General features: G+C 69.7%; 10 protein-coding genes. 6 read left to right on the forward strand and 4 right to left on the reverse strand.

Annotated features, from left to right (window positions below; all coding sequences use genetic code 11):
* Positions 1 to 39: 39 nt before the first annotated feature.
* Entirely contained in the window at positions 40 to 582 is a 543-nt protein-coding gene (locus NMB41_RS15040) for a hypothetical protein (RefSeq protein ID WP_494378621.1), read from the reverse strand.
* A gap of 154 nt (positions 583 to 736) precedes the next feature.
* Between NMB41_RS15040 and NMB41_RS15045 the strand changes: the two genes are divergently transcribed.
* Positions 737 to 865, forward strand: coding sequence for a hypothetical protein (locus NMB41_RS15045; RefSeq protein ID WP_494378622.1), 129 nt, complete (start codon positions 737 to 739; stop codon positions 863 to 865).
* A gap of 76 nt (positions 866 to 941) precedes the next feature.
* Complete coding sequence (locus NMB41_RS15050) at positions 942 to 2,189, forward strand: DEAD/DEAH box helicase (RefSeq protein ID WP_494378623.1); 1,248 nt, start codon at positions 942 to 944, stop codon at positions 2,187 to 2,189.
* A 60-nt stretch (positions 2,190 to 2,249) separates the two neighbouring features.
* Here the strand turns inward: NMB41_RS15050 and NMB41_RS15055 are convergent, their stop codons facing one another.
* Together NMB41_RS15055 and NMB41_RS15060 are read right to left on the reverse strand one after the other, a co-directional pair.
* Entirely contained in the window at positions 2,250 to 4,940 is a 2,691-nt protein-coding gene (locus NMB41_RS15055) for a bifunctional acetate--CoA ligase family protein/GNAT family N-acetyltransferase (protein ID WP_494378624.1), read from the reverse strand.
* 108 nt (positions 4,941 to 5,048) lie between these two features.
* Positions 5,049 to 5,453, reverse strand: coding sequence for a hypothetical protein (locus tag NMB41_RS15060; RefSeq protein ID WP_494378625.1), 405 nt, complete (start codon positions 5,451 to 5,453; stop codon positions 5,049 to 5,051).
* Between the two features lie 105 nt (positions 5,454 to 5,558).
* Between NMB41_RS15060 and NMB41_RS15065 the strand changes: the two genes are divergently transcribed.
* Genes NMB41_RS15065 through NMB41_RS15080 form a run of 4 tightly spaced genes read left to right on the forward strand, consistent with a single transcriptional unit; the run spans position 5,559 to position 9,368 of the window.
* Positions 5,559 to 5,945 (forward strand): hypothetical protein, encoded by a 387-nt coding sequence (locus NMB41_RS15065; RefSeq protein ID WP_494378626.1) that lies wholly within the window; start codon positions 5,559 to 5,561, stop codon positions 5,943 to 5,945.
* Between the two features lie 56 nt (positions 5,946 to 6,001).
* Positions 6,002 to 6,622, forward strand: a complete 621-nt coding sequence (locus tag NMB41_RS15070; protein WP_494378627.1) for a hypothetical protein — start codon at positions 6,002 to 6,004, stop codon at positions 6,620 to 6,622.
* On the forward strand, positions 6,619 to 8,001 hold the full coding sequence (locus NMB41_RS15075; RefSeq protein ID WP_494378628.1) for a TolC family protein: 1,383 nt from the start codon (positions 6,619 to 6,621) through the stop codon (positions 7,999 to 8,001). Before NMB41_RS15070 ends, NMB41_RS15075 begins: the two co-directional genes overlap by 4 nt.
* The gene (locus tag NMB41_RS15080; protein WP_494378629.1) at positions 7,998 to 9,368 is read left to right on the forward strand and encodes a multicopper oxidase family protein; all 1,371 of its coding nucleotides are present in this window, start codon (positions 7,998 to 8,000) and stop codon (positions 9,366 to 9,368) included. Before NMB41_RS15075 ends, NMB41_RS15080 begins: the two co-directional genes overlap by 4 nt.
* 24 nt (positions 9,369 to 9,392) lie before the next feature.
* Here NMB41_RS15080 and NMB41_RS15085 read toward each other — a convergent pair whose 3' ends face one another.
* Positions 9,393 to 11,834 carry a heavy metal translocating P-type ATPase gene (locus NMB41_RS15085; RefSeq protein WP_494378630.1) on the reverse strand — a complete coding sequence of 814 codons (2,442 nt, stop codon included), beginning with the start codon at positions 11,832 to 11,834 and terminating at the stop codon, positions 9,393 to 9,395.
* Positions 11,835 to 11,856 lie beyond the last annotated feature (22 nt).

Below are 11,856 nucleotides of genomic sequence, written 5' to 3' on the forward strand. Positions count from 1 at the left end.
CACCCGGCGCGCATTTGGCGTGCGCGGCTGTGTGCAGGATCAGTGGCCTTTGCCGTGGCCGTTGCCGTGACCCTTGCCATGCTTGTCATGCTTGTCATGCTTGTCATGCTTGTCGCGCTTGTCATGCTTGTCGTGGCGGTCGTGGCGGTCTTCGTGGCGCACTTCATGCACCACGTGACGCACTTCGCGTACTTCACGGACTTCACGCACTTGACGTCCGTCGCGGTAGCCATGGTGACGCTCGCGATAGCGCGGCGCATAGGTGTTGGTATACCACTCGTCGCGCACGAACATGACCGGACGGCCGCAGGCATCGTAGCGGCCGCAGTAGCGCGACCAGTTCTGGCGGTGCTTCGTCGGGACGCGCAGGTAGACCGGCTCGCTGCGCACGTGGCGCACTTCGCGCACGATGATCGGACGCTGGGTGTAGACCACCGGCGGCTGGGCGAAGTCGCCGAGGTCGAGGCGGCCGTAGAAGCCGGGCTGGCCGATATTGATGCTGACACTGGTCTGGGCCAGTGCGGGAACGGCGGCAGCGGCCAGGGCGGCGCCGACGAGCAAGCTGCGGAACAGGGATTTCATGGTAGTCCTCTCATTGTGATGATGAGCGGACTTTAACAGGTGCGAACGGAAACCTTTGTTCGCTGCAACACACATTTACAAATGGTGTACCTACGCCCATCGTGGCGCACCCCGGGCCGAAATCTGGCTATCATGAAGATGAAGGAGAATCGCCATGAAGATGCGTGTCCTGCGCTACGGCGCCGCCGCCCTCGCCTGCCTGGTCCTGGCCGCCTGCAAGGACCGGCCCGAGCCGGTCAAGCCGATCGCCTCGCTGCCGCTGGTCTGCTTCATCGACTTCTAAGGCCTGGCGCAAAATCGTCCACCGGCACGCGCCGTGCAGGGTAAACTGTCGGCTGTTCATTTGCCCCAAGGTTGACATGTCGTTTTCCTCGCTCGGCCTGATCGACACGATCACGCGCACCCTCGAGACCCTCGCTTATACCCAGCCGACGCCGGTCCAGACCCAGGCGATTCCCGCCGTGCTGGCCGGACGAGACGTCATGGCCGCGGCCCAGACCGGCACCGGCAAGACGGCCGGCTTCGCCCTGCCGCTGCTGCAGCGCCTGACCATGGGCGGGGTGCAGCTGGCGCCCAACTCGGCGCGCGCGCTGGTGCTCGTTCCCACCCGCGAACTGGCCGAACAGGTGCACGCGAGCTTCAAGGCCTATGGCGCCGGCTTGCCGCTGCGCACCATGGTGGCCTATGGCGGCGTGAGCATCAATCCGCAGATGATGCGGCTGCGCAAAGGGCTCGACCTGCTGGTGGCCACCCCGGGCCGCCTGCTCGACCTGCAGCGCCAGAATGCCCTGAAACTCAACGGCGTCGAAGTGCTGGTGCTCGACGAAGCCGACCGCATGCTCGATCTGGGCTTTTCGCGCGAACTCGACCAGGTGTTCGCGGCCTTGCCGAAGCGGCGCCAGACCCTGCTGTTCTCGGCCACCTTCTCGGACCCGATCCGCGCGCTGGCGGCCAAGCTGCTCAACGACCCGGTCAGCATCGAGACCGCGCCGCGCAACACGACGGTGAAGGCCATCAAGCAGTGGGCCGTGACGGTCGACAAGAAGCGCAAGCCGGAACTGTTCATGCACCTGCTCCAGCAGCATGGCTGGAGCCAGGCGCTTGTCTTCGTCAAGACGCGGCGCGGGGTCGACGAACTGGTCGAGCTGCTGCACGCCAAACGCATCGGCGCCGACTCGATCCACGGCGACAAGCCGCAACCGGCACGCCTGCGCGCGCTGGAACGATTCAAGGCGGGCGACGTCAAAATCCTGGTCGCCACCGACGTCGCCGCGCGCGGGCTGGACATCGACGACCTGCCGGTAGTCGTCAATTTCGACCTGCCGATCGTGGCCGAGGACTATGTGCACCGCACCGGCCGCACCGGGCGCGCGGGCGCTTCGGGCGAAGCCGTCTCGCTGGTCTGCGCCGACGAAGTAACCCAGCTGGCGGCGATCGAGCAGCTCACCGGCCAGGCCTTGAAGCGCGTGGAAGAACCGGGCTTTGCGGCGGAGCACCGGGTGCCGGAGACGAATGCGACCGGGGAGATCGTCAAGAAGCCAAAGAAACCGAAGAAGCCGAAGGGCGATGCGAAGGTGGTGAGCGAGGACGTGCGCTTCCGGCGCTGAAAGACGCTCAGGCCCACATGAAATAATATTTCGCTGAAGGCCACTTCATGAAATATTATTTCACAAGGTCAGCTTGAACTTGCGCACCCCTTCCTCGTCCGCCCGCATCACTTCGAAGCCCAGCTTCTTCACCAGGGCGATGATCCGGTTATTCTGCGGCAGCGCCTCCCCCACGATTTCGCGCGTGCCGCGCATGCGGCAGTAGTCGATCAGCTTCTGCATCAGGATCTTCCCCAAGCCCATCCCTTTCAGGTCCGAGCGCACCGTGACGGCGAATTCGGCGCTGACGTTGTCCGGATCGGCCACCACGCGCCCGACGCCGAGCGTCTCGGGCAGGCCGTCCGGGCCGGGCCGGGTGGCGATGAAAGCCATCTCGCGGTCATAGTCGATTTGCGTGAAGCGCGCCAGCTGCGAAGGCTGCAGCTCGCGGATGCGCACGAACATCCGGTAGCGCACGTCGTCCGGCGTGAGCGCGTCGAAAAAGCGCAGGTGGGCCGGGCCGTCCTCGGGACGCACGGGGCGCAGCAGGAGCGGCGCGCCGCCGAATTCGATCGTCTCTTCCAGCTCGCGCGGATACGGCCGGATCGCCAGCCGGTCGAGCGTGCTGCCGGAATGGTCGGCCAGCGCCAGGCGCATGCGCGCATCCAGCACGATGGCGCCGTTCGCGTCGGCCAGCAGCGGGTTGATGTCGAGTTCGACGATTTCGGGGATGTCCGACACCAGGCGCGACACCTGCACCAGCGTGGCGACGATCGCATCCATGTCGGCCGGCGGGCGGTTGCGGTAGCCGGCCAGCAGGCGCGCAACGCGGGTGCGGGCAATCATGTCGCGCGCCAGCACGGCGTTCAGGGGCGGCAGCGCCACGGCGTGGTCGTCCGCCACCTGCACCGCGATGCCGCCCTGGCCGAACAGGATCACGGGGCCGAACACCGGATCGGTCGCCGCGCCCAGGATCAATTCATGCCCTTCGGGACGGCGCGCCATCGCCTGCACCGAAAAGCCCTCGAAGCGCGCATCCGGACGCAGTTGCGTCAGGCGCTTGCGTACCCGCTCGGCCGCGGCGCGCACAGCCTGTTCCGAGTCGAGGTCGAGCGCCACGCCGCCGACGTCGGACTTGTGCATCACGTCGGGCGAGAGGATTTTGACCGCCACCGGAAAACCGATGCCGCGCGCCGCAAGCACCGCTTCGTCGACCGTGCCTGCTGCGCGCGTCTCGACCAGGTCCATGCCATAGGCGCGCAGGATGGCCTTGGTCTCGGGGTCGCTCAGAAGATAGCGCCCGCCGGCCAGCGCCTCGCGCACCAGCAGGCGCGCCGTACTGCGCGCGCTCGCGGCGATGCTCGACACCGAGGGCGGCACCTCCATCAGGAGGTGCTGGTTCTGGCGGTAGTGGACGATCTGGAGGAAGCCGGCGACCGCATCTTCGGGGGTGTCGAAGGTCGGCATGCCGGCGTTGGAGGCGATCTCGCGCGCCTCGAGCACCGAGTCGCCGCCCAGCCAGCAGGCCAGCACGTTGCGCGAAGCGCCCTTGGCCAGCGGCGCAATCGCCCGCGCGACGTCGGCGCTGTCGACCGTGGCGGTGGGCGCATGCACGACCAGCACGGCGTCGATGCCGCCATCCTGCAGCAGGATCTCCAGGGCCTGGCGGTAGCGTTCGGGTTCGGCGTCGCCATGCAGGTTGATCGCGCCGTGCTGGCCCCCGGCACGCGCGGCGCCGGGTGCCAGCACGGCGGCCAGGCGTTCGAGCGTCTCGGGCGAGAACGTCGCCGCCTTGCCGCCGCCGCAGACCAGCGCGTCAAACGCCAGCACGCCCGGCCCGGCGCCGTTGGCGACGATCGCCAGGCGCTCGCCGTGCAGCGGCTTGGCGTGGGCCAGGGTTTCGACGGCGGCGAACAGCTGCTCGGTGGTGAACACGCGCAGCATGCCGGCGCGCCGGATCGCCGCGTCGAACACGTCGTCCATGCCGGCCAGCGCCCCGCTCTCGCTGGCGGCGGCGCGCTCGCCATTGGCCACGCGTCCGGCTTTCAGTACCAGGGTCGGTTTGCTGCGCGCCGCCGCGCGCGCCGCCGACATGAACTTGCGCGCATAGCGCAGGTGTTCGACATACAGCAGGATCGAACCGGTCATGCCGTCGCTGGCCAGGTAATCGAGCACGTCGCCGAGGTCGACGTCGGCCGAGTCGCCCAGCGCGATGAAATGCGAAAAGCCGATCCCGCGCGAGCGCGCCCAGTCCAGCACGCCGGTCATCAGGGCGCCCGATTGCGACACGAAGGCGATCCGGCCGGGCAGCGCGCCGCTGGTGGCGACGCTCGCGTTCAGGCCCAGACCCGGGGCCAGCAGCCCGGCGCTGTTGGGCCCCAGGATGCGCAGCAAATACGGATGGGCGGCATCGAGCATCGCCTGCTTGAGCGAGCGGCCGCGTTCGTCCCTGGCGTCGGCCAGGCCGGCGCTCAGCACCACGGCCGCGCGCGTGCCCTTCTCGCCGAGCTGGCGGATGATCGCCGGTACCGTGGCGGGCGGCGTGCAGATCACGGCCAGGTCGGGCGCGAAGGGCAGCTCGGCCACGCTGGCCACCGCCGGCAGGCCGGCGACTTCGGGATGCTTCGGGTTGACCGGATGGATGGTGCCGCGAAAGCCGCCGGCCACCAGGTTGCGCAGCAGCGTTGCTCCCAGGCTGCCGGGACGGTTCGAGGCGCCGATCAGGGCCACCGAACGCGGCGCGAACAGCTTGTCGAGATTGCGTACGCTCATGGATGGTTCCCCTTCGCTCGTCGGCTCCGTGTGCGAAGGATACCGCCGCAGCGGTTCACGGCGCGCACTGAACAGCGGGCGCGGCGCGGGGAAGGTTGGCGAGGCGCCCTAGTTGAAGGCCACGGCCTTGCGCGCCGTGTTCTCGAGGCGCTGCGCAGGCAGGGCGCGCAGCGCTGCCGACTGGGCCAGGAGCGCGGGCATGAGCTCGTCGACCATGCGCAGGATCTGGTGCTGGCGCGGCTGGGAGGCAAGCGCGCCGCGCGCGTGCACGCCGCGCAGGACCCGGGCATGCACCAGCGTATCGGCGCGCACCGCCGCATGCACCGCGCCGATGGCCGACGGGCAGCTGACGAAGCGCACGCGCAGCGCACGGTCGACCAGCAGCGTGCCCTGGAGGAAGCGGTCGATGCCGATGTCGAACAGCACCTTGGCGATCACTTCGGCAGCGCGGCCGGCGAGCTCCTGGCGGTTCTTGCGGCGGCGCGGAATGAGCAGCTGGACAATCCAGGCCATCGCGGCCTCCTTGTAGTAATTTCAACAACTGCATGTTAACAAGAGCAATATATATTGACAACCAGAAAATGTGGCGCTGCCGAGACAGCGTGCTAAAATATTTTGGTGAACACTTTCCTGCGCTCGCTGATCGTCTGGCTCCTGCTGCTGGCCGTGCCCTACCAGGGCATGGCCGCCGCGGCGATGCTCGCCTGCGCGCCTTCACCTGCCAAGGCCGAGCACCAGGTCCATCAAGCAGAACTGCCCCCTTGCCATGAAGCGGCGCCGCCGGCCGCTGACGCTGAAACAGGCCAGAAGCCGGTGCCGCACGCCAAGGCCGGCACATGCGCAAGCTGTTCGGCCTGCGGCATCAGCACGGCGGCGATCCCTGCGCGCCTGCCCGCACTCGCGGTCCATGCGCCCGCAACGGTTTCCAGTCCGGCTAGTTTCGGCCACCTGCCCTCGGTCCACCTCGATCAGCCGGAGCGGCCGCCGCGCCACCGCCTCGCCTGACCCGTCCCTTGCCGCGCCCCTGCGCGGTCCAGTCGAACGCTTCTTTCGAGGTTGTCATGAACTACGCCACCACGCTTTCCCGCGTGGCCACGCTGTGCCTTCTGGCCGGCGCCGCCCACGCTTCTCCTGTTGTCGTTTCTCCTGCCGCTGCCGATGCCGGCATCGCGGTACCCGCCACCGTCTACAGCCCGGCCCTGCCCGCGCGGCCCGCCGCAGCTGAAGCGGCCAGTCCCGACCGCGCCTGGCGCGAACAGAACCGCATCGTCGCCGGCTACGACCCGATGATGCTGACCATGGCCGCACACGGCGCCGCTGCGCACGCCGGGCATGCGGCGCCGGCCGCCGATCCGCATGCCGGCCACACCATGGCGCAGCACGGCGCACAGGCTGGACACGGCGCCGCAGCGGCCACATCGGCCCCGGCTGCCGATCCCCACGCAGGCCATCGGATGCCGGCCGCGCAGGCCATGGACGGCAAGGCCGCGCCGATGTCCGCCGGCGGCTGCTGCAAGGACGGCTGCTGCTGCAAAGGCGCCGCCGGCGCCGGCCATGCCGGCATGCAGGGCTGCTGCGCGAAGGGCGGCGCCGATGCGCCGCAGTCCTGCGCCCCGGCCCACCCGGCCCCGGGTGCCCCCGGCGCGCCGCCGCATCCCAAGCATCACGGCGGGCAGCCGTGAGCGCGCGCTTTTCTCTCCTGGGTTGCGGCGCGCTGGTGCTGCTGGCCGGCTGCGCCGGCGTCACGCCCGACGGCGGCTTCGACGCCGTCGCGCAGCAGGCGCACCAGCGCGCCAAGCTGGCGCCGCGCATCGTCGCCGGCGAGGCCGATGCGCGCGCGGTCGCCGACACCACGCGCACACTGCTGGCCACACCGCTCGACATGGACGCGGCGGTGCGCATCGCGCTCCTGAACCATCCCGGCCTGCAGGCAAGCTACTGGAAGGTCGGCATCGCCCAGGCCGACCTGGCCCAGGCCGCGCGCCTGCAGAATCCCGCCTTCGGCTTCAAGCGGCTCGCCGGCGGGGGCGATGTCGAGATCGAGCGCTCGCTCAGTTTCAGCCTGCTGCAGGTCTTGACCCTGCCGCTCGCGCGGCGGGTGGAGGCCGGCCGTTTCGAACAGGTCAAGCTGGACGTCGGCGCGGAGATCGAGCGCCACGCGCTGGAAACGCGCCGCGCCTGGATCGCCGCAGTGGCGGCCGGCCAGGGCCTGGACTACGCGCGCCGCGTGCATGCGGCGGCCGACGCCAGCGCGGAACTGAGGGCACGCATGGCGCGCTCGGGCAACGCCAGCAAGCTGGACCTGGCGCGCGAACAGGCTTTCCGCGCCGAGGCCGGCGCCGCCCTCACGCGCGCCCAGCACCAGTCGCTCGCCGCACGCGAACACCTGACCCGGCTGCTCGGCCTGTGGGGGGGCGACACCGCCTTCACCCTGCCCGCGCGCCTGCCGGACCTGCCGCCGGCGCCAAGCGAGGTGGCTGACGTCGAACGGCGCGCGCTCACGCAGCGCCTCGACATCGCCGCGGCGCGCCAGGACGCCGCGGCAACGGCGTCCAGCCTCGGCCTGACCCGCGCCACGCGCTTCATCAACGTACTGGAACTGGGCATCGAGCGCAAGAGCGAGACCGGCATGCCATCGGCGCGCGGCTATGAAGTGTCGATCGAACTGCCGCTGTTCGACTGGGGCGGCGCACGCAGCGCGCGCGCCGAAGCGCTCTACATGCAGTCGCTGCGGCGCGTGGCCGAAGTGGCCGTGAATGCCCGCAGCCAGGCGCGCGAGCGCTACCTCGGCTACCGCGCGGCCTGGGACCTGGCGCGCCACTACCGCGACGAGGTAATCCCGCTGCGGCGCCAGATCTCGCAGGAGACGCTGTTGCGCTACAACGGCATGCTGGCCAGTCCCTTCGAGCTCCTGACCGATGCGCGCGAGCAGGCCGACGCCGTCAACGCCACGATCGGCGCCCTGAAAGATTTCTGGAGCGCCCATGCCGACCTCGAGGAAGCGCTCGGCGCCCCGGTCGCCCATGCCGCGCCGGCACAGCACAAGGAACACGCACAATGACATCTCGCCGTACATTTTTGAGTAAAACCGGGGTCGCCATGGTCGGCGCTTCGCTGGTCAGCAAGGCCGGCGCCGCAACCCTGCCGGAAGCCCCGGTGCAGTCCTCGGGCGCCACGGCCGCACCCTTGATGCCGCCGAACGGGCGGCCCTACAACCCGGTCGTCACCCTGAACGGCTGGACCCTGCCCTGGCGCATGAAGGACGGGGTCAAGGAATTCCACCTGGTGGCCGAACCGGTGGTGCGCGAGCTCGCGCCCGGCATGCAGGCCAACCTGTGGGGCTATAACGGCCAGAGCCCGGGGCCGACGATCGAGGTGGTCGAGGGCGACCGGGTGCGCATTTTTGTTACCAACAAGCTGCCCGAACACACCAGCATCCACTGGCACGGCCAGATCCTGCCCTGCGGGATGGATGGCGTCACCGGCCTCACGCAACCCGGCATCGCGCCCGGCAAAACCTTCGTCTACGAATTCGTGGCACGCCACGCCGGCACTTTCATGTACCACCCGCACGCCGACGAGATGCAGCAGATGGCGATGGGGATGATGGGCTTCTGGGTCACGCACCCGAAAGACATCCGCCAGCATGCGGTCGAGCGCGACTACGTGATGCTGCTGGGCGCCTATGACATCGAGCCGGGCAGCTATACGCCGCGCACCAACACCATGCTCGACTTTAACCTGTGGACCTTCAACAGCCGCGTCTTCCCGGGCATCGACCCGATGGTGGCGCGCCTGGGCGACCGGGTCCGGATCCGGGTCGGCAACCTCACCATGACGAACCACCCGATCCACCTGCACGGGCACCGCTTCGAGGTGGCCGGCACCGACGGCGGCTGGGTGCGGCTTGATGCGCGCTGGCCGGAAGTGAGCGTCGATATCGCCGTGGGCCAGATGCGCGCCATCGAATTCGTGGCCGACAATCCGGGCGACTGGGCCTTCCACTGCCATAAATCGCACCACACGATGAACGCGATGGGCCACGACGTGCCGAACCTGATCGGCGTCGACCACCGCGGCGTGGCGAAGAAGATCAACGACCTGATCCCGGGCTACATGGTCATGGGCGACCGGGGCGGCTCGATGGGCGACATGAAGATGCCGCTGCCGGAAAACACGCTGCCGATGATGGACGGGCGCGGCCCCTTCGGCAACCTCGAGATGGGCGGCATGTTTACGGTGCTGAAGGTGCGCGAAGGCTTGAAACGGGGCGACTACCGGGATCCGGGCTGGTACAAGCATCCGGCCGGCACCGTGGCGCGCGAATGGACCGGGGACGTGCCGGCCGCGCCCCAGGCGCCGGGCAGCGCTGCTGCGTCATCCGGCCACGCCGTCACCGTGCGCAAACCCACCAGCCACAAGCACTGACGGTGGACGGCGCGCTGCCCGGGCTCAGGCCTTGGCGCGCGCCGTTACCGGATAGCCGGCGCCGTTGATCGCGGCGGCGATGCGCTCCAGGTCTGCGCCGCTGTCGATCCGCACCTTCCTGGTCGCCAGGTCGACCTCGACCTTCGCGCCGGCGTCGACTTCCTGCACCGATTTGGTCACGCGGCCCACGCAATGGCCGCAGCTCATGCCTTCCACCGTCAATTCATACATCGTCTCTTCTCCAGTCGTGTGTGGCGCCGGCGCGGCGCCGGCAGTTATAACAGCTTGCGGCCGCCAGCGGCGCAGCAGCAGCGCATTCGCGACCACGCTGACGGAACTGAGCGCCATCGCCGCCCCGGCCAGCATGGGATTGAGCTGGCCGAAAGCCGCCAGCGGAATACCGACCAGGTTATAGATAAAGGCCCAGCCCAGGTTCTGGCGGATCTTGGCGTAAGTCTGCTGCGAGATGTCGATGGCGTCCGACACCAGGCGCGGGTCGCCCCGCATCAGCGTGATGCCGGCGGTGTGCATCGCGACGTCGGTGCCGCCGGCCATCGCCATGCCGACGTCGGCCGCGGCCAGCGCCGGTGCGTCGTTGATGCCGTCGCCGACCATCGCCACCGTCGCGCCTTCCGCCATGGCCGCGCGCACCGCATCGGCCTTCTCGCCGGGCAGCACCTGGGCGCTGTAGCGTTCGATGCCGAGCGCCTCGGCCACCAGGCGCGCCGCACCTGGATTATCGCCCGTCAGCATCATGGGCGTCACTCCCCTCGCCTTCAGGCGCGCCACGGCCTCCAGCGCGCCTTCCTTGAGCCGGTCGCCAAAGGCCAGCAGGCCGAGCACCTCAAGGTTTCCAGGCACGCCGCGTGCGAGCAGCGACACCGTGCGCCCGGCGTCCTCGTGGCGGCTGGCCGCGGCGCGCAGTAGCGCCAGCTCGCCGCCCAGTTCTTCGATCAGGCGTGCGTTGCCGAGATAAACGATGGCGCCATCGACCTCGGCCTGCACCCCGCGCCCGGGCAAGGCGCGCGCCGCGCCCGCCGCCGGCACGGCCAGGCCGCGCTCGCGCACGTAATTGGCGACGGCCTGCGCCAGCGGGTGTTCGCTGTGCTGCTGGACGGCGGCGGCCAGGCTGGCGACAAGCGCGGCGTCCAGGCCCTCGACCGCGACCAGCTGCGGCCGCCCTTCGGTCAGGGTGCCGGTCTTGTCGAACACCACGGTAGTGACGGCGTGCGCGCGCTCGAGCGCTTCGGCGTCGCGGATCAGGATGCCATGGCGCGCCGCGGCGCCGGTGCCGACCATGATCGCAGTCGGCGTGGCAAGGCCGAGGGCGCAGGGACAGGCGATCACCTGCACCGCGACCGCGTTCAGGAGCGCCGCCTGCCAGTCGCCGGTGGCCAGGCCCCAGCCGAGGAAGGCCAGCAGCGACACCAGCAGCACGGCCGGCACGAAGACGGCGCTGACGCGGTCGACCAGGCGCTGCACCGGGGCCTTGACCGCCTGCGCATCCTCGACCTGGCGAATGATCTGGGAGAGCATGGTCGCCGCGCCCACCGCGCTCACCTCGACCAGCAGCAGGCCTTCGCCGTTCACGGCGCCGCCCGTCACGCGCGCGCCCGGCCCTTTGGCCAGCGGCAGGCTCTCGCCGGTCAGGAGCGACTCGTCGAGCTGGCTCTCGCCTTCGCGCACGCGGCCGTCGGCGGCCACGCGCGCACCGGGACGCACGACCAGCAGGTCGCCCACGCGCAGCTCGTCCAGCGCAATCACGCTGTCGACGCCGCCACGGCGTACGATGGCCTCCGGCACGCGCAGCGCCTGCAGGGCGCGGATGGCTTCTACCGTCTGGCCCTTGGCGCGCGCTTCCAGCCACTTGCCGAGCAGGACCAGGGTGATGACGACGGCCGAGGATTCGAAGTACAGGTGCGCGGCGCCATGCGCGCCGCCCTGCAGCAGCAGGTACACGGACAAGCCGTAGGCGGCGCTGGTGCCGATCGCGACCAGCAGGTCCATGTTGCCGCTGCCGGCGCGCAGCGCCTTCCAGCCGGCCCGGTAAAAGCGCGCGCCAAGCCAGAACTGCACGGGCGTGGCCAGCAGCCACTGGAGCACGCCCGGGAGCGACCATTCGCCGCCGAGGAATTGAATGAGCATCGGTGCGGCCAGGGGCACGCTCAGCAGGGCCGCCAGTGCGACCGGCCACCAGGGCTGGGAGCTGCTTGCGGCCAGCGGCGCGGCGGTGTCGGTGCTGCGCGCTTCGAAGCCGGCGGCGCGCACGGCCTCGGCCACGGCGCCGGGTGCGGCGGTGCCGCTGACGCTGGCACGCTCGAGCGCCAGGTTGACGCTGGCATCGCGCACGCCGGGCACCGCACGGATGGCTTTCTCGACACGCGCGACGCAGGAGGCGCAGGTCATGCCGGAGATGGCAAAGCTGGCATTGGCAGGCTCGGCAAGCTCGCTGGAGTGCTTGTTCATAGGGTCTTTCCTTTTCGGTTCA

The sequence above is a fragment of the Massilia sp. FBCC-B171 genome (assembly GCF_059134155.1).

What these genes read in the sequence shown, in the direction of transcription:
- NMB41_RS15040 (WP_494378621.1), bottom strand. Translation starts at nt 582, where the DNA reads ATGAAATCCCTGTTCCGCAGCTTGCTCGTCGGCGCCGCCCTGGCCGCT.
- NMB41_RS15045 (WP_494378622.1), top strand. Translation starts at nt 737, where the DNA reads ATGAAGATGCGTGTCCTGCGCTACGGCGCCGCCGCCCTCGCCTGCCTG.
- NMB41_RS15050 (WP_494378623.1), top strand. Translation starts at nt 942, where the DNA reads ATGTCGTTTTCCTCGCTCGGCCTGATCGACACGATCACGCGCACCCTC.
- NMB41_RS15055 (WP_494378624.1), bottom strand. Translation starts at nt 4,940, where the DNA reads ATGAGCGTACGCAATCTCGACAAGCTGTTCGCGCCGCGTTCGGTGGCC.
- NMB41_RS15060 (WP_494378625.1), bottom strand. Translation starts at nt 5,453, where the DNA reads ATGGCCTGGATTGTCCAGCTGCTCATTCCGCGCCGCCGCAAGAACCGC.
- NMB41_RS15070 (WP_494378627.1), top strand. Translation starts at nt 6,002, where the DNA reads ATGAACTACGCCACCACGCTTTCCCGCGTGGCCACGCTGTGCCTTCTG.
- NMB41_RS15080 (WP_494378629.1), top strand. Translation starts at nt 7,998, where the DNA reads ATGACATCTCGCCGTACATTTTTGAGTAAAACCGGGGTCGCCATGGTC.
- NMB41_RS15085 (WP_494378630.1), bottom strand. Translation starts at nt 11,834, where the DNA reads ATGAACAAGCACTCCAGCGAGCTTGCCGAGCCTGCCAATGCCAGCTTT.